At 68.7% G+C, this 18,888-nt stretch carries 17 protein-coding genes; all 17 read left to right on the top strand.

What is annotated here, in order from left to right; translation table 11 throughout:
• Positions 1-26 precede the first annotated feature (26 nt).
• Complete coding sequence (locus tag VZL07_RS34715) at positions 27-875, top strand: 3-hydroxyacyl-CoA dehydrogenase family protein (RefSeq protein ID WP_426752227.1); 849 nt, start codon at positions 27-29, stop codon at positions 873-875.
• A gap of 42 nt (positions 876-917) precedes the next feature.
• A complete protein-coding gene (locus VZL07_RS34710) occupies positions 918-1,694 on the top strand; it encodes an enoyl-CoA hydratase-related protein (RefSeq protein ID WP_426752226.1) in 777 nt (258 codons plus the stop codon).
• A gap of 3 nt (positions 1,695-1,697) precedes the next feature.
• The gene (locus tag VZL07_RS34705; protein ID WP_426752225.1) at positions 1,698-2,405 is read left to right on the top strand and encodes a hypothetical protein; all 708 of its coding nucleotides are present in this window, start codon (positions 1,698-1,700) and stop codon (positions 2,403-2,405) included.
• The gene (locus VZL07_RS34700; protein ID WP_426752224.1) at positions 2,402-3,544 is read left to right on the top strand and encodes an acyl-CoA dehydrogenase; all 1,143 of its coding nucleotides are present in this window, start codon (positions 2,402-2,404) and stop codon (positions 3,542-3,544) included. The genes VZL07_RS34705 and VZL07_RS34700 overlap by 4 nt, the downstream gene beginning before the upstream one ends.
• Positions 3,545-3,549: 5 nt before the next feature.
• A complete protein-coding gene (locus VZL07_RS34695) occupies positions 3,550-3,996 on the top strand; it encodes an AgmX/PglI C-terminal domain-containing protein (protein WP_426752223.1) in 447 nt (148 codons plus the stop codon).
• Between the two features lie 10 nt (positions 3,997-4,006).
• Positions 4,007-5,152 carry an acyl-CoA dehydrogenase family protein gene (locus VZL07_RS34690; protein WP_426752222.1) on the top strand — a complete coding sequence of 382 codons (1,146 nt, stop codon included), beginning with the start codon at positions 4,007-4,009 and terminating at the stop codon, positions 5,150-5,152.
• A 562-nt stretch (positions 5,153-5,714) separates the two neighbouring features.
• Positions 5,715-7,427: a 30S ribosomal protein S1 gene (locus VZL07_RS34685; protein WP_426752221.1), complete on the top strand. Its 1,713-nt coding sequence runs from the start codon at positions 5,715-5,717 to the stop codon at positions 7,425-7,427.
• 168 nt (positions 7,428-7,595) lie between these two features.
• Positions 7,596-10,106 carry a WD40 repeat domain-containing protein gene (locus VZL07_RS34680; protein ID WP_426752220.1) on the top strand — a complete coding sequence of 837 codons (2,511 nt, stop codon included), beginning with the start codon at positions 7,596-7,598 and terminating at the stop codon, positions 10,104-10,106.
• A 218-nt stretch (positions 10,107-10,324) separates the two neighbouring features.
• Positions 10,325-11,506, top strand: coding sequence for a thiolase family protein (locus VZL07_RS34675; RefSeq protein WP_426752219.1), 1,182 nt, complete (start codon positions 10,325-10,327; stop codon positions 11,504-11,506).
• 79 nt (positions 11,507-11,585) lie between these two features.
• Entirely contained in the window at positions 11,586-12,284 is a 699-nt protein-coding gene (locus VZL07_RS34670) for a CoA transferase subunit A (protein ID WP_426752218.1), read from the top strand.
• A gap of 11 nt (positions 12,285-12,295) precedes the next feature.
• Positions 12,296-12,952, top strand: coding sequence for a CoA transferase subunit B (locus VZL07_RS34665; RefSeq protein ID WP_426752217.1), 657 nt, complete (start codon positions 12,296-12,298; stop codon positions 12,950-12,952).
• A gap of 62 nt (positions 12,953-13,014) precedes the next feature.
• The gene (locus VZL07_RS34660) at positions 13,015-13,386 is read left to right on the top strand and encodes a TIGR02266 family protein (protein WP_426752216.1); all 372 of its coding nucleotides are present in this window, start codon (positions 13,015-13,017) and stop codon (positions 13,384-13,386) included.
• Between the two features lie 7 nt (positions 13,387-13,393).
• The gene (locus VZL07_RS34655) at positions 13,394-14,689 is read left to right on the top strand and encodes a class I SAM-dependent RNA methyltransferase (protein ID WP_426752215.1); all 1,296 of its coding nucleotides are present in this window, start codon (positions 13,394-13,396) and stop codon (positions 14,687-14,689) included.
• Between the two features lie 253 nt (positions 14,690-14,942).
• Positions 14,943-16,340, top strand: coding sequence for a VWA domain-containing protein (locus VZL07_RS34650; RefSeq protein ID WP_426752214.1), 1,398 nt, complete (start codon positions 14,943-14,945; stop codon positions 16,338-16,340).
• Positions 16,341-16,378: 38 nt separating this feature from the next.
• Positions 16,379-16,897 carry a hypothetical protein gene (locus VZL07_RS34645; protein ID WP_426752213.1) on the top strand — a complete coding sequence of 173 codons (519 nt, stop codon included), beginning with the start codon at positions 16,379-16,381 and terminating at the stop codon, positions 16,895-16,897.
• Positions 16,898-16,970: 73 nt separating this feature from the next.
• Positions 16,971-18,359, top strand: coding sequence for a tRNA (N6-isopentenyl adenosine(37)-C2)-methylthiotransferase MiaB (gene miaB / locus VZL07_RS34640; protein ID WP_426752212.1), 1,389 nt, complete (start codon positions 16,971-16,973; stop codon positions 18,357-18,359).
• 4 nt (positions 18,360-18,363) lie between these two features.
• On the top strand, positions 18,364-18,879 hold the full coding sequence (locus VZL07_RS34635; protein WP_426752211.1) for a gamma carbonic anhydrase family protein: 516 nt from the start codon (positions 18,364-18,366) through the stop codon (positions 18,877-18,879).
• Positions 18,880-18,888 lie beyond the last annotated feature (9 nt).

Here is an 18,888-nt window from a genome sequence, read left to right as displayed (position 1 = left end):
TCCGACCCAAGAGGTGCGTACACGCCATGGCTACGGAACACATTGTCGTCGTCGGGGCAGGGCAGATGGGCGCGGGCATCGCGCAGGTGGCACTGGTCGCGGGCCTCCGCGTCACCCTGGCCGACGTGTCCAAGGAAGGGCTCGCCAAGGGCGCTGACCGCATCCGCGCCGGCCTGAAGAAGCTGGTGGAGAAGGGCAAGCTCGACGCGGCGAAGCAGCAGGCCGCCGAGGCCAACCTCACCACGCTGACGAACGTCACCGAGGCCAAGGACGTGGACTTCGCCGTCGAGGCCGTGACGGAGAACGAGGACCTCAAGCGCCGCATCTTCCAGGACCTGGACGCCGTGGTGCGGCCGGGCGGCATCCTCGCGACCAACACCTCGTCCATCCCCATCACCCGCATCGCCGCGTCGACGAAGCGCCCCGAGTCCGTCATCGGCATGCACTTCATGAACCCGGTGCCGGTGATGCAGCTGGTGGAGCTCATCCGCGGCGCCGCCACGTCCGACGAGACGTACAACACCACGCGCGCGCTCGCGGAGAAGATGGGCAAGACGACCGTGGTGTCCAAGGACTACCCGGGCTTCATCGTCAACCGCATCCTCATCCCCATGCTCAACGAGGCCTGCTTCGCCGTCATGGAGGGCCTGGGCTCCGTCGAGGACATCGACACCGCGATGAAGCTGGGCACCAACCAGCCCATGGGCCCGCTGCAGCTCGCGGACTTCATCGGCCTGGACACCGTGCTCTACATCGCCGAGGTGCTGCACAAGGGCCTGGGTGACTCCAAGTACCGCCCCAGCCCGCTGCTGCGCCAGTACGTGGACGCCGGCTGGTACGGCAAGAAGAGCGGCCGCGGCTTCTACAAGTACTGAAGCCCCCGCGCGGCTTCCCACTTCCCATCAGGAGCCTGGAACATGGCCTACGAGAACATCCGGCTGGAGCAGGAGGGCGCCATCGCGACCCTCTTCATCGACCGCCCCAAGGCGCTCAACGCCCTCAACACGAAGACGCTGCAGGAGCTCGAGGCCGCGCTGAAGTCGCTGCCCGCTGACGTACGCGTCCTCATCGTCACCGGCGGCGGGGAGAAGGCCTTCGTCGCCGGCGCGGACATCGCGGAGATGGCCGCGCTGACCGACGCCCAGGCGCAGGAGTTCGGTGCCCTGGGGCACCGGGTCATGGCCGCGCTGGAGGCCCTGCCGATTCCCACCATCGCTGCGGTGAACGGCTTCGCGCTCGGCGGCGGCTCCGAGCTGGCCCTGGCCTGCGACTTCATCTACGCGTCCGAGAAGGCCAAGCTCGGCCTGCCGGAGGTCGGCCTAGGCGTCATCCCCGGCTTCGGCGGCACGCAGCGCCTCACCCGCGTGGTGGGCCGCGCCCGCGCCAAGGAGCTCATCTTCACCGGTGAGCGCATCGACGCGGCCAAGGCCAAGGAGATTGGCATGGTGCTGGAGGTCCTCCCCGCGGACGGCCTGCTCGCGCACTGCCGCGCCGTGGCGGAGAAGATCCTCAAGAACAGCCCCCTGGCCATCTCCAAGGCCAAGCAGGTCATCGAAGCCGGCGCCGACCAGGACCTGCGCGCGGCGAACGAGATCGAGCGCAAGGCCTTCGGCGACCTGTTCGGCTCCGCTGACCAGCGCGAGGGCATGAAGGCCTTCCTCGAGAAGCGCACCGCGACCTTCACCGGGAAGTAAGCGGTGAGGGGGCTCGCGGCCGGGGGACTGCTGCTGTGTCTCCTGGCCGCCGCGCCCGGCCGGGCCTCGGAGGACGCCGGGGACTCGGAGGGGCGGGCGCCCGTGCTGGTGTCCTGGAAGCGCTCGCTGTGCATCTACACGGGCTGCTTCCTGGAGCCGCTCATCCCGGACATCCGCTACGAGTGGGGGCCGGGCTCTCGCGAGCACTGGGTGCTGTCATGGCCCATCCACCCGTGGGCGCTGCCGCCCCTGGACATCCCCGGCCCCACGCTGGTGGTGTCGCCGTTCCTGGAGCCGCAGCTGCGGCTGAGGGGCTCGGCCTTCCGGATGCTCGCCGGGGCACGGGTGTATGCATTTCCTGACGCGGCGCGCTTCGGAGTGTTGGCCGAAGGGGCCGGGTTGTGGGGACAGGACGGCTCGGGCGGCATGGCCGGCGTGGGGCTGTCCTATGACCTCATCGAGCGGCACCGGGACACCGTGCCGTGGACCCTGTCCGTGGTGGCGCGGCGGGCGTGGACGGGGGAGGGGAACCGCGTGGACGTCAGCCTCGACGTCACCGTGCCCCTCAACATGTTCGTGGGTTCTGCCGGGGAATCCCGGGTCTCAGGCGGCAGGACGGTGTCTCAGCGGCACACCACCGGACGCTTCCGCGCCAGCGCCGCGTCTTCGCTGTTCCCGAGGGATGCCCCTCATATTATGGAGGTTCCATGAACTTCGAGTTGACCGACATCCAGCGTGAAATCCAGCGGATGACCCGCGAGTTCGCGGCGAAGGAGCTCATCCCCAACGCCCGCAAGTGGGACGAGCACCACGCCTGGCCGACCGACGCGGTGAAGAAGCTCGCCGAGCTGTCCCTCCTGGGCGTCGCGGTGCCCGAGCAGCATGGGGGCGCCGGGCTCGACAACGTCTGCTACGCCATCGCCATGGAGGAGATCAGCCGCGGCTGCGCCTCCACCGGCGTCATCATGAGCGTGAACAACTCGCTCTACTGCGACCCGGTGATGAAGTTCGGCACCGACGCGCAGAAGGAGCAGTTCCTCGCGCCGTTCGCCCGGGGCGAGAAGCTCGGCTGCTTCGGCCTGACGGAGCCCGAGGCCGGCAGCGACGCCGCCGCGCAGAAGACGATCGCCGTGCGCAAGGGCGACGAGTACATCATCAACGGCTCGAAGAACTGGATCACCAACGGCCCCAAGGCCGACGCCATCGTCCTGATGACGATGACGAACAAGGACGCGGGCCACAAGGGCATCACCGCGTTCCTGGTCCCCACCGACACGCCGGGCTTCATCCGCGCCGAGCCGGACAAGAAGATGGGCATCAGCGCCGCCTGGTCCTGCTCCATGTTCTTCGAGGACATGCGCGTGCCGGCCAAGTACATGCTCGGCAAGGAGGGCGAGGGCTTCAAGATCGCCATGAGCACGCTGGACGGCGGCCGCATCGGCATCGCGGCGCAGGCGCTGGGCATCGCGCGCGCGGCGTACGAGGAGGCGGTGCGCTACTCGGGTGAGCGCAAGTCCTTCGGCAAGGCCATCCGCGAGCACCAGGCCATCCAGTTCATGATCGCCGACATGGCCACGGAGATCGACGCGGCCCGGCTGCTCGTCTGGCGCGCGGCGCTCCAGAAGGACAAGGGCGTGCGCCACAGCGCGGAGAGCGCCATGGCCAAGCTGTACGCCAGCGAGATGGCCAGCCGCGTGGCGAACAAGGCCCTCCAGGTGCACGGCGGCATGGGCTACAGCAAGGAGATGGACGCGGAGCGCCACGTGCGCGACGCGCGCATCACCGAAATCTACGAAGGGACGAGCGAGATCCAGCGCATCGTCATCGCCGCCAACCTGCTGAAGGAGTAGTCCCCATGAAGAGCGCGCTCCTCTCCGCAGTCGTCCTGGCCTCGGCGGTGGCGCTCGCACAGGGCGCACCGTCGAAGCCGTCCACGGGTGGCAAGCCCACCGCGGCGCAGGCTCCCGCCAAGCGCGACGGGCCGGACATCGAGCGCCTGCCCTTCACCCCGGACTCCATCCGCCAGGTCGTCCAGCACCACCAGCGCCGCATCCAGGAGTGCTACGAGGACCACATGGCGGAGAAGGACCGGACGGTGGAGGGCCGGCTGTTCACGACCTTCACCATCGACGCCAACGGGCTGGTGAAGGACGCCCGGGTGGTGAAGAAGGCCAGCACGCTCAAGGACCCCAGCCTGCATGACTGCGTGCAGGCCGTCCTGTCGTCCATGACCTTCCCCAAGCCTCCGGACGGCGCGGACCATCCCATCGAGTACCCGTTCAACCTGAAGGCCATCGAGTAGGACAGCCGCCGTGAACCTCGAGCTCACCGAGACGCAGACCCTCATCCGTGACACCGCCCGAAAGTTCGCTCGGGAGCGCGTGGCCCCCCAGGCCCGGACGCTGGACCGTGAGGAGCGCTTCCCCACGGACCTCTTCCGGGAGCTGGGCGAGCTGGGCCTGCTCGGGGTGAACCTCCCGGCCCGCTACGGCGGCTCGGAGGCAGGCGCCGTTTCCTATGCACTGGCGATGATGGAGATGGCGGCGGCGGACGCCTCCACCTCCGTGGCCATGGCCGTCACCAATATGTGCGGCGAGCTCATCAACGCGTTCGGCACCGACGCGCAGCGCGAGAAGTACGTCACGCGCCTGGCGTCCGGTGAGGCCGTGGCGGGCTCGTTCGCGCTGTCCGAGCCCCACGCGGGCTCCGACCCGGGCGCGCTGCGCACCACGGCGGTGCGGCGCGGGGACAAGTGGATCCTCAACGGCAGCAAGCAGTGGATCACCTCCGGCGCACACGCCGGGGTGCTGGTGGTGTGGGCCCGCACGGCCCCGACGGGCAACAAGGGCCTGTCGTGCTTCATCGTCGAGGGCGGGACGAAGGGGCTCATCATCGGCAAGCACGAGGACAAGATGGGCCTGCGCTCCTCGAACACGGTGGGGCTCACGTTCGAGGACTGCGAGATCCCGGCGGAGAACCTCCTGGGCGCTGAGGGGCAGGGCTTCAGGCTGGCCATGGTGGCGCTGGATGGCGGGCGTATCGGCATCGCGGCGCAGGCCTGCGGCGTGGGCCGGGCGGCGCTCGAGGCCGCGGTGGCCTACGTGAAGGACCGCAAGGCGTTCGGTCAGGCGATTGGCGACTTCCAGGCCCCGCGCTTCATGCTCGCGGACATGAAGACGCAGTTGGAGGCGGCGGAGCTGCTGACGCTGCGCGCAGCGGCCCTGAAGGAGCAGGGGCAGCCCTTCTCGCGGGAGGCCTCCATGGCGAAGCTCTTCGCCAGCGAGATGAGTAACCGCGTGGCCGACAAGGCCGTGCAGCTCCACGGCGGCTACGGCTACATCGACGAGTTCCCGGTGGAGCGGTACTTCCGCGACGCCCGGGTGCAGACCATCTACGAGGGCACCAGCGAGGTGCAGCGGATGGTGATCGCCCGCGAGAGCTTCAAGCTCCTGGGCTGATGTAGGACGGAAAGAGGCCCGCGGCCGCCGGCAGTTGGGACGATTCCACCCCCCCGGGCGCACCACCCCAGTCGGTGCCGGGCGCTGGACACGCGGGCCTCCCCCCTGCACCCGGAACGGCGCCTCCCTTCAAATGTCGCATTCCGGGTGCTTTTTTCTCGCCCGCGCGGCAGTCGCTGGAATTTCAGGGACTTGGCCGCCTGCGTGTGCTCCGGGCGGGGGAGCGGACAGCGTTTCCGGAAGGGCTGCGCCGCAGGGCAGGCGTTCTTAACTAGGTGCGAGGATCCGCACGGCCGGGTTTTCACGCCCTCCCGCCTGGATTCCAGCCGGGCGGAAGCCGGACGCGGGGATTGACTTTCCCGGTGTCGGACCTCCACTCAACATGACAGGGGGCACGAGCTCGCTTGACTACCGGAATCACCGGTGTCTAGGGTGCGCGGCTTCCATCAAATCAAGTCCTCAATGAGGAGGACGCACGGCGAGGCCCGTTGCTCCCCGCAGGCCACGACGGAAAAACCACCATCAGGGGGCAGCAGTACCGGTTTCAAAGGACTTCCATTTCATGCAGCAGAACGTGAACCAGCAGGTCGGGATGGACGGCGGTGAAGAAGATTTTGCCGCAATGTTCGAGGCCTCGCTCAAGGAGCGCGGTGGTGACGGCATCCTGAAGGAAGGGGAGATCGTCAAGGGCACCGTGGTCCAGGTGACGAAGGACTTCGCGATTGTCGACATCGGCTACAAGTCCGAGGGACAGGTCCCGATCTCCGAGTTCACCAACCCTCGCGGAGAGGTCTCGGTTCAGGCCGGTGACCCCGTCGAGGTCCTCCTGGAGAGCCGCGAGAACGACACCGGCATGGTCGTCCTCTCCAAGGAGAAGGCCGACAAGATGCGCATCTGGGACGAGATCAGCGCCGCCTGCGAGCGCGACGAGATCGTCAAGGGCACCATCGTCGGTCGCGTGAAGGGCGGTCTGTCCGTCGACATCGGCGTGAAGGCGTTCCTGCCCGGCTCGCAGGTCGACATCCGCCCGGTGCGGAACCTTGACCAGTACATCTCGAAGGAATTCGAGTTCAAGGTCATCAAGTTCAACAAGAAGCGCGGCAACATCGTCCTCTCCCGCCGCGTGCTCCTCGAGAAGCAGCGCGAGGAGATGAAGAAGGAGACCCTCAAGAACCTCAAGGAGGGTGCCGTCCTCAAGGGCGTGGTCAAGAACCTCACCGACTACGGTGCGTTCATCGACCTGGGCGGTATCGACGGTCTGCTCCACATCACGGACATGTCGTGGGGCCGCATCGGTCACCCGAGCGAGATGTTCAACGTGGGTGACGAGGTTCGCGTCGTCGTCCTCAAGTTCGACCCGACGCAGGAGCGCGTCAGCCTGGGCCTGAAGCAGATCCAGGAGGATCCGTGGCACCGCGCCGACGAGAAGTACCCGGTCGGCACCCGCGTGCGCGGCAAGGTCGTGTCCATCACCGACTACGGCGCGTTCATCGAGATCGAGCAGGGCGTCGAGGGTCTGGTGCACGTGTCCGAGATGTCCTGGACCAAGCGCCTCAAGCACCCGTCGAAGATCCTGGAGGTCGGCCAGGAGGTGGAGGCCGTCGTCCTGGACATCGATCCGAAGGCCAAGCGCATCGCGCTGGGCATGAAGCAGATCGAGCAGAACCCCTGGACGCTGCTCGAGGACAAGTACCCGATCGGCTCCGTCATCAAGGGTCAGATCCGCAACGTCACCGACTTCGGCGTGTTCGTCGGCGTCGAGGAGGGCGTGGACGGCCTGGTGCACGTCTCCGACATCTCCTGGACGGTGCGCATCAAGCACCCGGGCGAGATGTTCAAGAAGGGCGACGAGGTCGAGGCGGTGGTGCTCAACATCGACGTCGAGAACGAGCGCTTCAGCCTGGGCATCAAGCAGCTCCAGCCGGACCCCTGGGAGACGCTGTCCGAGCGCCTGCCCGTGGGCAGCCGCGTGAAGGGCAAGGTCACCAAGGTCACCGACTTCGGCGCGTTCGTGGAGATCGAGCCGGGCATCGAGGGCCTCGTGCACGTCTCCGAGCTGAAGGAGGAGCGTGTCGAGAACCCGCGTGACGTGGTGCAGGAAGGCCAGGATGTCGAGGTGAAGATCATCGACATCAACACCCCGGACCGGAAGGTGGCGCTGTCGATGAAGGCGCTGATCGGCGAGGGCGAGGACTACCGCGAGTACCTCCGCAAGCAGGCGGAAGGCTCGAAGGCGCGCCTCGGCGACGTGATGGCGAGCAAGCTGAAGAAGTAGTCTTCAGCCGCACGCGCCACCACGGCGAGACGGCCGGGTTCCCGAACAGGGGGCCCGGCCGTTGCCGTTGCGGGGTAGGGCCTCCAGGGACGGCTTTGACTTGGAGACGGGCGGGCGCTAAGCAGGGCCCCGCGCGCTACGGGGCCGAGCGCGTGGGGGACTCATTCCATGTTTGTTCGTTCTTGGACCTGGGGAAGCCGCGCCCGGTTGGCCTGCGCACTCGCGCTGAGCGCGGTGTTCGGGTGTTCAGGTGATGAAGGCGTCGATTCGACCGCCTCCCAACCTCCGGGCGCCGCGCGCATCGAGCGGCCCAACGCGGCGTTCACGGTGGGAGCGGCGGGGACCTTCCGCTGCGTCGCCGAGGATCCGGACGGCGACGCGCTGACCTACGTGTTCGACTGGGGGCGCGCGAAGGCCGACACGGGCGTGTCCCAGCGCGTGCCCAGCGGCACGGCCGCGGACGTGACGGCCACCTTCCAGACCGTGGGCGAGTTCACGGCCCGCTGTCGCGCGGTGGATGCCCACGGCACGGTGGGCGCGTGGTCCGAGTATGTGGGCTTCGCCGTGCAAGCCCCGCCGCCTCCGGACGATGGGAAGCGATCGCTCACGCTGGAGGTCCTGGGGATGGGGCAGGTGAGGAGCACCCCCACTGGGATTGATGGCTGCACGGGCACGTGCAGCGCGCGCTTCGACCTGGGGACCGCTGTCACCCTGGAGGTGGAGCCGGAGGAAGGGTGGCGCTTCCTGGGGTGGCTGGGCTGTGGCACCGAGTTGGCAGACAACGTCTTCCGGCTTGAGTTCGACCGGCGCTGCACCGCGAGGTTCGCGCCGAAGGTGGAGCGCGTCGCCGAGTGGCGGCAGTCCAGTGCCTGGAGCCCCAGTGACGCCGCCTGGGGGCCAGGTGGCACGCTGCTCGCCGTGCTGGATGGCGCCAGGGTCCGGGGCGTGGTGCGCATCTGGAATGTGAGCCAGGGGCACTTCTCCCAGCTGATTCGAATGGACGACACGGACTTCCGCGCGCTGGCCTGGGGCCCGCAGGTCCGCGATCTGGCCGTGGGGCTCGCGGATGGGCGTGTGGCCCTGTTCGACCCGGGCACGGAGGCGCCCTACCGGACGTGGAGTGCCCATGCCGGCGCCGTGGCGAAGCTGGCCTGGTTGCCGGTCGGGAACGAGCTCGCGACCGTTCATAACGTGGCCACGGGCGGCGCGGAGGTGCGCTTCTGGGACGCCGCGACAGGCACGGAGCGCCGGACGCTGCTGCGCTCCACGCGCACCGTACGTCAGCTCCACTGGAGCCCGGATGGCCAGCGGATCGCACTGGAAGTGGAGGGAGACCAGGTGGAGATCCACACCCTGGACCCCTGGGTTCAGCCCCACGTCGTGGACAACGCGGAGAGCTTCGCGTGGAGCCCGGATGGCGCCCGCTACGCGGTGGGCAGCTACCGGAACGTCCGGGTGTTCGGGACGGCCAGGCATGAGCTCGAGGCGTCGTGGTGGGGCGCGTGGAGCGTGTCCTCCCGCATGGAGTGGAGCCCGACGAAGAACTGGGTCGTGGTGTCGGACCTGATCCGCAACCTGGTCGTCCTCAACGTCACCACCGGCGAGGTGGTCGCGGATGCCTCCGAGCTCCCGGCGGACCCGCTGAACGGGACGGGCTACAGCGCCGTGCGCTTCCACCCCAGCGGGGAGTCGTTCGTCGCGGTGGAGGGCCTCCCGGCGGCGGTCTCCCTCTTCACCGTGGAGGCGCAGTCCCCCCGGGCACACCGGCGCGAGCTGCTGGCCCACGCGGAGGCCGTGAACGCCACCGCCTGGGCCCCTGGCGCGAACACCCTGGCGTCGGCGGGTAGGGACGGCACGGTCCGGCTCTGGAGCGGCGCTGGCCAGGCCCTGGCGACGCTGGATGGACATGACGGCAAGGAGGTGCTCGCGCTCGGCTGGGACGCTGGCGGCACCCTCCTCGCGACCGGGGGCGCGGACGGCCGGGCCAACCTCTGGGATGCCGCGACAGGGACCCGGGTCCGCTCACCGTTCCAGATGACGCCGCTGGACGTAGGGCGGACGCCTCGCATCGAATTCGCCGCGCTTCACGCGTTCGGGAGCGAGGGTTACCTGGCCGTCGCGGGGGCGCATCCCATCCTCACCGGCAGGCAGACCGGCGTGCAGGTCTGGAACATCACCACGGGCGCGGAGCTGCTCCACATCCCTCTGACGGACAGCCCGGTCGTGGCGCTGGGATGGAGCGCCTCGGGGCTGGTCATCGTCCATGACGACGCGAGCTGGGACTTCTGGACCCCGGAGACGGGGGCGCGCCAACGGGTGGAAGGCCCGAGGGAAATGCTGTCCGCCGCCGCAATCAGCCCGGATGGGACCCGGGTGGCGTGCAGTGACCGCCTGGGCGTGTCCGTCCTGGACCTGGCGACGGGCGCCCTTGTCGCGGAGGCGGCGAACACCACCGAGCAGCAGACCCTGACGTGGAGCCCGGATGGGAGGCGCTTCGCCGGCGGCGGCTGGGCAGGGCTCGTCTTCCAGTGGGAGCTGCTCGAGGACCGGCACCTCCTGACCTCCGTGGTCGGCGCGCACGAAGGCGCCGTCATGGGCGCCTCGTGGCGCATGGATGGACAGGTCCTCACCACGGGCGGAACGGACTCCGCGTTGGTCACCTGGCACACCCGGCAGTAACCGTCCGACCGGTCGGGCGGGCAGGGGCGCGTCGAGCGAGCCAAAAGGTCTCGTGACGACGCGCCCTTATGCCTTCTGCTGCGCCGCGTCGTGCCTAGTGGACGCTCAGGGCCGTGTGACGAGCAACGATGCTTGAACTCGGTGAACTGGCCGGTGATAAGGGCCAGCGCCGCTGTTATCGAAACTCATCCGCACATCCTCAAGAGGAGGCAGTTTTCATGGCTCGTGACGTCGTCATCGTGGGCGCGGCCCGTACTCCCATTGGTGCCTTCCAGGGCGCGCTCGCCAAGCTGACGGCCCCGCAGCTCGGCGCGGTGGCGATCAAGGCGGCGCTGGAGCGCGCGGGCGTGAAGCCCGAGGCCGTGCAGGAGATCATCATGGGCAATGTGCTGACCGCCGGCGTGGGTCAGGCGCCCGCCCGTCAGGCCGCCATCTTCGCCGGCCTGCCCGAGTCCGTTCCCGCCACCACGCTCAACAAGGTCTGTGGCTCCGGCCTCAAGGCCGTCATCGCGGGCGCGCAGGCCATTGCCCTGGGTGACGCGGACGTCGTCGTGGTGGGTGGCATGGAGTCCATGAGCAACGCGCCCTACATCAGCCACGCCATGCGTGGCGGCGCCCGCATGGGCCACGTGGAGTTCAAGGACTCCATGATCCACGACGGCCTCTGGGACGTGTACGGCAACGTCCACATGGGCAACTGCGCGGAGGAGTGCGCCACGTCGCAGAACATCAGCCGCGCGCAGCAGGACGAGTTCGCGCTGGAGTCCACGCGCCGCGCCATCCAGGCCCAGAAGGAAGGCCTGTTCAAGGCGGAGATCGTCCCGGTCCAGATCCCCGGCAAGAAGCCGGACGACGTCGTCACCGTCACCGACGACGAGGGGCCCCGCAACGCGAAGCCGGACAAGATTCCGGGCCTCAAGCCGGTGTTCAAGAAGGACGGCACGGTGACGGCCGCCAACGCGTCCTCCATCAACGACGGCGCCGCGGCGCTGGTGCTGATGAGCGAGGAGCGCGCCAAGGCCGAGGGCCGCACCATCCTGGGCCGCATCACGGGCTACGCCCAGGCGGCGCGCAAGCCGGTGGAGTTCACCATCGCCCCGGCGGACGCCATCAACAACCTTCTGAAGAAGAAGGGCGTCAACGCCGGTGACGTGGACCTCTGGGAGATCAACGAGGCGTTCGCGGTGGTGTCCATCGCGAACAACAAGCTGCTCGGTCTGGATGGGTCGAAGGTGAACGTGCGCGGCGGCGCGGTGGCCCTGGGGCACCCGATTGGCGCGTCCGGCGCGCGCGTGCTGGTGACGCTGCTGCAGACGATGAAGGACCTGGACAAGAAGCGTGGCGTCGCGTCGCTCTGCATCGGCGGCGGCGAGGGCATTGCGCTGATGGTGGAGCGCTGAACTTCCTCTCCCGATAGGGAGGGACACGGGGTGGGGCCTTCGAAGGGCCTTCACCCCGTTCGCACATGCGGGAGGGCGGATGAACAAGGTCTATGCGAGCGCGGACGAGGCGGTCGCCGACATCCCGGATGGCTGCACGCTCATGAGCGGCGGCTTCGGGCTGTGCGGCAACCCGGAGAACCTCATCGAGGCACTTCACCGGAAGAACGTGAAGGACCTCACCATCATCTCCAACAACTGCGGCACCACCGAGCTGGGGCTCGGCATCCTGCTTCAGAACAAGCAGGTGAAGAAGATGGTGTCCAGCTACGTGGGCGAGAACAAGGAGTTCGAGCGGCAGTTCCTCTCCGGCGAGCTGGAGGTGGAGCTGAACCCGCAGGGCACGCTGGCCGAGCGCATCCGCGCGGGCGGCTGCGGCATTGGCGGCTTCTTCACCCCCACGGGCGCCGGCACCCAGGTGGCCGAGGGCAAGGAGACGCGCGTCATCGACGGGCGGCTGCACGTGCTGGAGACGCCGCTGAAGGCGGACTTCGCCATCGTCCGGGCGTGGAAGGCGGACCGCTGGGGCAACCTGGTGTTCCGGAAGACGGCGCGGAACTTCTCGCCGATGATGTGCATGGCGGCCAAGGTCACCATCGTCGAGGCGGAGCACATCGTGGAGCCCGGCGAGCTGGACCCCGACCTGGTGCACGTCCCGAGCATCTTCGTGAAGCGCATCGTCCAGGCGAAGAACCTCCAGAAGTGGATCGAGCGGCGCACCGTCCGCAAGTCGGCCTGAGGAGCCCAGCCATGCCACTGACTCGTGAACAGATTGCACAGCGCATCGCCCAGGAGCTGCAGGACGGCTTCTACGTCAACCTGGGCATCGGCATGCCCACCCTGGTCGCCAACTACATCCCGAAGGGCATGGACATCGTGCTCCAGTCGGAGAACGGCCTGCTGGGCATCGGCCCCTGGCCCATGGAGGGCGAGGAGGACCCGGACCTCATCAACGCCGGCAAGGAGACGGTGACGGCGGTGCCCGGCTCCGCGTTCTTCGACTCGGCGCTGTCGTTCGGGATGATCCGCGGCGGCCACATCGACATGGCCGTGCTGGGCGCCATGGAGGTCAGCGAAGAGGGTGACCTGGCCAACTGGATGATCCCCGGGAAGATGATCAAGGGCATGGGCGGCGCCATGGACCTGGCCGTGGGGGCCAAGCGCATCTTCGTGGCCATGGAGCACGCCAACAAGGACGGCAAGCCCAAGATCCTCAAGAAGTGCTCGCTGCCGCTGACGGGCCTCAAGTGCATCCACCATATCGTCACGGACCACGCGTACATCGACGTGACGCCGGAGGGGCTCGTCCTTCGCGAGCTGGCCCCGGGCGTGACGGTGGAGCAGGTTCAGAAGCTCACCGAGCCGAAGCTGATCGTGGCCCCCGACGTCCGTGAGATGAAAGTCTGAGCGTGTGCGGTTAAGGTGCACCGCCGCGGGTGTCGTACCCCTCCCGCGGCGGAGCGCTTCCCATGGCAGACAGTCCGGACACCTCGACCCCTCAGCCCCGCGCGCCGCGTCTCGAACACGAGCTGCCGGTCGCCTACCGCAGCGTCTCCGGCTTCGTGACGGACTTCGCGGTGAACCTGTCCAAGGGGGGCCTCTACATCAACACCGACAAGCCGCTGCCCGTGGGCACGGAGGTGCGGCTGCTGGTGACGCTGCCCGGCGCGCACTTCCCGGTGGACCTGACGGGCCGGGTGACGCGCACCAACCCGGTGGGGGGCTCGACGTCCCAGTCCCCGGGGATGGCCGTGGAGTTCGTGGACGTTGATGACGACAAGCGATCGCGTATCGAGGAGTTCGTGGAGCGCCTGCGCTCGGAGCTCCCGCCCGCCGAGTAGTGCCTGAATGCTGCCGCTTCCCGAGCTTCCCATCCAACTGACGATTGAGCGCCTGGGCCAGCTGGGCGAAGGCATCGCCTCCTGGCAGGGGCGCACCGTCTTCGTGCCGGGGGCCTTTCCGGGCGACACCGTGCGCGTGCACCTGGAGCTGCAGGGGCGCGTGCTGCGCGGCATCCTGCGGCAGGTCGTGACGCCCGGGCCGGACCGCCGTGAGGCGCCGTGCCCGCACGCCAGCGACTGCGGCGGCTGTGACTGGCTGGGACTGAACGAGCCCGCCCAGCGCGCCGCGAAGCAGGAGATCGTCCTCTCCACCCTGGAGCACCTGGGCCGCCTGTCCCGGGACGCCTTCACCGTGCGCCCGCTGCTGGTGGCGCCCCGCGACTGGGGCTACCGCCGCCGCGCGGTGCTGCACCCCACGGGCAAGGGCACGCTGGGGTACTTCGGCCGGCGCAGCCACGAGCGCGTACCCGTGGACGTCTGCGGCGCGCTCACGCCCGTGTTGGCTGCGCTGCCCGGGAAGCTGGCGCCGCTGCTCAAGCCCCTGGCGAAGGACGCCGAGGAAGTGCTGCTGCTGGCGGAAGGGGAGCAAGCAGCCTTCGCCGTGAATCTCCAGGGCGCGGTGACACCTCGGCACCTGGAGGCCGCGGAGGGCGCCGTCCGTGCGCTACGGCTCCAGGGGGCGGTGCTGACGCCGAAGGAGGGGTCGGCCCGCATCATCGGAAAGCCCGCACTGCGTTCGTACTCGCCGCTGCGGCCCGAAGTGCCCCTGTACCTCCGGCCGGACGCGTTCGCCCAGGCCCACGCCGAGGCCAACGTCGGCCTGGTGACCTCGGCCATCTACGAGCTGGGGGCCACGGAGTCGGACGCCGTCCTGGAGCTGTACTCGGGCAATGGGAACTTCACGCTCCCCCTGGCCGGGAGCGCGGCGTCGGTGCTGGGCGTGGAGTCGTCGCCCGTCGGCGTCGAGCTGGCCCAGCGGAGCGCTCGCGAGGGCGGGGTGACGAACGTTCGCTTCGTCCAGGGCGACGCTCGCAAGGTGTGCGATGGCCTGGTGGCCGAAAGGCGCCGGTTCGACGTGTGCCTCGCCGACCCGCCGCGCGCGGGTGCCCCAGGGCTGGCGAAGTGGATGACGGCGCTGGGCGTGCGGCGCGTCGTCTACGTGGCGTGCGACCCCGCGTCCCTTGCTCGGGACGCCGCCGGATTGGTCGAGGCGGGCTACAAGCCCCTGGCCCTCCAGGTGGTCGATATGTTCCCGCAGACGCACCACGTCGAGGCCGTGATGTCCTTCGAGCGGCCAGCGTAAGAGGCCTGACTCGCACTGCGAGTACGTATTAAAGGAAGAGCGTGACGTCGGGGCCTCTGTCGGCGTCCTCGGGGGGCTCGCGCATCGTTGCCTCGGGAATCCGAGTGACTTTCGTTGGTCACAAAGTCAGACTAGCGAGAAAATCAAGAAAGAACAAAGATTACACTGCGTGTGCCAGGGAGGCGGGCAACCGCTCGCTACAAGCCCGCGCATTCCCGATTGCACCGGCGCCGTCCCCAGAGATGATGGTTGCGTGGACGCCCGTATCGTCGAGTTCGCCGAAGTCCTTCGCCAGAACGGTGTGCGCGTAAGTACGTCCGAGGTCCAGGACGCCCTGCGCGCCACGTCCGAGGTGGGGCTCAAGGACCGGAACCTGTTCCGTTCGGTGCTCCGGACCACCCTGGTGAAGCGCGAGCTGGACGTGGACACCTTCAACCGCGCCTTCGAGTTCTACTTCTCCGGGGCGGCGAAGACGTTCGAGGCCATCGACAAGTCGCTGGCGCAGCAGCTCGAGGAGGAGGGCTACCTGGAGGGTGACCTGCTGAAGATGGTCCTCATCCAGATGCACCAGCTGCTGCCGGAGATGTCGCCCCTGGCGCAGGCCGTGCTGAACGGTGACCGGGCCCGGCTGGCGCAGATCTTCCGGATGGCGTCGCTCCAGCTGGACCTGTCCCGGATGGAGAGCCCGCTGCAGGCGGGGTTCTTCTCGCGGCGCCTGTTGGCGGCTGCCGGGGCGGACAAGGCGCGCTCCGACATGAAGTCCCTGGAGGACGAGCTGCGCGCTCGCGGCCTCTCGCCGGAAGGGGTGGAGATCGTCAGCCGCCACGTCGCGGCGGCCATGCGCAAGATCGAGGACGCCGCCCGCCAGGAGGTGAAGCGCCAGGCCGAGGCGCGCATCCGTCGGCGCGGCGACAGCGCCGCGGACAAGCCGCTCCACCTGCTGACCCAGGCGGAGGTGGACCAGATGGAGGCCGCCGTCCGCACCCTGGCCGAGAAGCTCCGCAGCCGGCTCATCCGCAAGCAGCGCTCGCACCGCAAGGGGGCCCTCAACGTGCGCCGCACCCTGCGCCGGAACCTGCCGTGGGGTGGGGTTCCCATGGTGCCCCAGTTCCGCACCCGCCGCCCCGAGCGCCCCGAGCTGGTGGTGCTCTGCGACGTGTCGGACTCCGTGCGGCAGGCCTCGCGCATGATGCTGCTGTTCATGCACACGATGCAGTCGCTCTTCGTCCGCGTGCGCTCTTTCGTCTTCGTCTCCGACGTGGGCGAGGTGACGCAGTACTTCAAGGACCTGGAGGTGGACGCGGCCATCGACATGGCCACCGCCGGCAAGACGGTGTCGCTGAGCGCCAACTCCAACTACGGCCGTGCCCTGGCCGACTTCACCCGGGACCACCTGGGCAGCATCACCCGCCGCACCACCGTCATGGTGATTGGCGACGGGCGCAACAACTACAACGCCAACAACGCGTGGGCGCTCAAGGACCTGCGCCGCAAGGCGAAGCGGCTGCTGTGGATCTGCCCCGAGGAGCGCGGCAACTGGGGCATTGGCGACAGCGAGATGCTCACCTACGAGAAGCACTGCCACCAGGCGGTCGTCGTCACGTCCGTGTCGGACCTGGCGCGCATCGCCGACCAGCTCGTGCCCGCGTAGCCGGCCCGGGCCCTTCCTCCCATTCCGAGACGCTCCCCATGTCCTCCTTCCTCTTCGACGACAACGGCTTCCAGGATGTCCCCAACCGAGAGGTCTCCACGGACCTCACCGCCGCCGATGACCGGACGCTCCGGTGGGCGGCGCCCCCGCTGGACGCGGCGATGCTCGACGCCTTGATCCACTACCAGCAGACCTACCTCTCCCACGCCGAGGCCGGACAGGGGACCGGAGCGCTGGCCAGCGCCCACACCGAGGCCCTGGCCGCGTCCGGGCTGGACTCAAAGAAGGCGGAGCAGGGCAGCGCCTTGCTCCGGGCCTTTGGCGGCCGGCGCTGGGCCGCCCGCAAGCTCCAGGACAAGCTGGGCCAGCTCCAGGGCCAGAGCGCGGCGGAGGCGGAGCTCCGGACGCGCATCCAGGAGGAGCTGGTGAAGCAGGAGCGTGAAACCGATGCCCTGGCACGGCGTTACGGGGACGATGCCCTGGCGCTGCTCCGCGCGCGCGAGGCGGAGCTGCTGGAGCTGCACACCCGGCTGACGCGCCTGCTCACCCGGGGATGAAGCCGGGCGGCCGGCCGGTTGCATTCCGCGTCCGGCCATCGGATAAGGGCACGTACTTGCTCAGGGTTCTTCCATGAAGCGCTATTTCATCCACACCTTCGGCTGCCAGATGAACGTCAACGACTCGCTCCGCATGAGCGAGGTGTTGAGCCAGATGTCCTACGCGCCGACGCCGGTGCCGGACAACGCGGACCTCATCATCCTCAACACCTGCTCCATCCGGGAGAAGGCCGAGGACAAGATGCTGTCCGCCCTGGGCCGCTACAAGCCGGTGAAGGCCAGCCGGGGAGCGCTGATTGGCGTGGGCGGGTGCGTGGCGCAGCAGGAGAAGGACAAGCTCCTGAAGAAGGTGCCCTACCTGGACTTCGTCTTCGGCCCCGACAACATCGCCCGGCTGCCGGACATCATCAACCGGGTGTCGGCGGAGCGCGAGCGGGTGGTGGAGACGGCCTTCGTGAACTCGGAGGAGTACGTCTTCCCGCGCGCCGACCCGGAGACGTCCCGCGGCAAGGTCACCGAGTTCGTCACGGTGATGAAGGGCTGCGACAACGTCTGCTCGTTCTGCATCGTGCCGCACACGCGCGGCCGCGAGGTGAGCCGGGCGTTCCCGGACGTGCTCGTCGAGGTGGCGGACCTGGCGAAGGTGGGCGTGCGCGAGGTGACGCTCATCGGCCAGAACGTGAACTCGTACGCGGGCGGCATCTCGTTCGCGCAGCTGCTGCTGCGCACCGCGGAGGTGCCGGGCATCGAGCGCGTGCGCTTCACCACCAGCCACCCGCATGACCTGTCCGACGAGCTGATCGAAGCCTTCCGCATCCAGCCGAAGATCACCCCGCACTTCCACCTGCCGGTGCAGTGCGGCAGCGACCGCATCCTGAAGATGATGCGCCGCGACTACACGGTGGAGCAGTACCTGGAGCGCCTGGCCAAGCTGCGCGAGGCGCGGCCCGGCATCGCCGTCACCACGGACATCATCGTCGGCTTCCCCGGTGAGACGGAGGAAGAGTTCGAGATGACGATGAAGCTGACCGAGCAGGTCCGCTACGACAACCAGTTCTCCTTCGTCTACAGCCCGCGGCCGAAGACGGGCGCGGCGCTGCGCGAGAAGGACTGGGGCCCGGTGCCGCACGAGGTGAAGATTGCCCGCCTGGAGCGGCTGCAGAAGCTGCAGCGGCGCATCAGCGGCGAAATCACCGCTGCGCTCGTGGGCACCGAGGTGGAGGTGATGGTGGAGGGGCACTCCCGCTACGACCCCACCAAGCGCTTCGGCCGCACGCCGGAGAACCGCACCGTCAACTTCGACGGCGACGCCCCCGCGGGCGCCTTCGTGACGGTGAAGGTGGAGCGCGCCACGCCCAACCAGCTCGCCGGCACGCAGGTGGCGCTCCTCAAGCCGCCCACGGTGGAGCCGCTGCCCGTGCCGGTGGGTGAGACCCCGTTCCACGCGGTCGCGGAGGCGTAGCCCCATGGCGCTGAGAACCTTTCGAGGAATGTCCCCCCGCGTCCACCCGGGCTGCTTCGTGGATGACTCCGCCCAGCTGGTGGGGGACATCGAGGTGGGGGAGGACTCCTCCATCTGGTTCAACTGCGTGCTGCGCGGAGATGTGAACCCCATCCGCATCGGGAAGCGCACCAACGTGCAGGACCTCACCCTGATTCACGTCACCGGGGGCAGGTCCTCGACCGTGGTGGGCGACGACGTGACGGTGGGGCACCACGCCATCCTCCACGGCTGCACCGTGGGCAACCGGGTGCTGGTGGGCATGGGTGCCACCATCATGGACGACGCGGAGGTGGGAGACGACTGCATCATCGGCGCGGGTGCGCTGCTGACCCCGGGCACGAAGATTCCCCCGGGCTCCCTGGTCGTGGGCTCCCCGGGCCGAGTGAAGCGCCCGCTGACCGAGGCGGAGCGTGAGTTCCTCCTGCTGTCTGCCCAGCACTACGTGGAGCTCGCGGGCGAGTACCGTACGGAACGCTGACGGCCTCGC

The organism is Pseudomyxococcus flavus (genome assembly GCF_050038885.1).
GTDB classification, from domain to species: Bacteria; Myxococcota; Myxococcia; order Myxococcales; family Myxococcaceae; genus Myxococcus; species Myxococcus flavus.
Note: the sequence above shows the minus strand (reverse complement) of the source record. Positions and strands in the feature narration are given on the sequence as shown.

Coding starts and splice junctions, on each gene's coding strand:
- VZL07_RS34680 (WP_426752220.1), top strand. CDS start 7,596: ATGTTTGTTCGTTCTTGGACCTGGGGAAGCCGCGCCCGGTTGGCCTGC.
- VZL07_RS34645 (WP_426752213.1), top strand. CDS start 16,379: ATGTCCTCCTTCCTCTTCGACGACAACGGCTTCCAGGATGTCCCCAAC.
- miaB (WP_426752212.1), top strand. CDS start 16,971: ATGAAGCGCTATTTCATCCACACCTTCGGCTGCCAGATGAACGTCAAC.
- VZL07_RS34695 (WP_426752223.1), top strand. CDS start 3,550: ATGAAGAGCGCGCTCCTCTCCGCAGTCGTCCTGGCCTCGGCGGTGGCG.
- VZL07_RS34685 (WP_426752221.1), top strand. CDS start 5,715: ATGCAGCAGAACGTGAACCAGCAGGTCGGGATGGACGGCGGTGAAGAA.
- VZL07_RS34710 (WP_426752226.1), top strand. CDS start 918: ATGGCCTACGAGAACATCCGGCTGGAGCAGGAGGGCGCCATCGCGACC.
- VZL07_RS34715 (WP_426752227.1), top strand. CDS start 27: ATGGCTACGGAACACATTGTCGTCGTCGGGGCAGGGCAGATGGGCGCG.
- VZL07_RS34665 (WP_426752217.1), top strand. CDS start 12,296: ATGCCACTGACTCGTGAACAGATTGCACAGCGCATCGCCCAGGAGCTG.
- VZL07_RS34655 (WP_426752215.1), top strand. CDS start 13,394: ATGCTGCCGCTTCCCGAGCTTCCCATCCAACTGACGATTGAGCGCCTG.
- VZL07_RS34660 (WP_426752216.1), top strand. CDS start 13,015: ATGGCAGACAGTCCGGACACCTCGACCCCTCAGCCCCGCGCGCCGCGT.
- VZL07_RS34675 (WP_426752219.1), top strand. CDS start 10,325: ATGGCTCGTGACGTCGTCATCGTGGGCGCGGCCCGTACTCCCATTGGT.
- VZL07_RS34700 (WP_426752224.1), top strand. CDS start 2,402: ATGAACTTCGAGTTGACCGACATCCAGCGTGAAATCCAGCGGATGACC.
- VZL07_RS34670 (WP_426752218.1), top strand. CDS start 11,586: ATGAACAAGGTCTATGCGAGCGCGGACGAGGCGGTCGCCGACATCCCG.
- VZL07_RS34635 (WP_426752211.1), top strand. CDS start 18,364: ATGGCGCTGAGAACCTTTCGAGGAATGTCCCCCCGCGTCCACCCGGGC.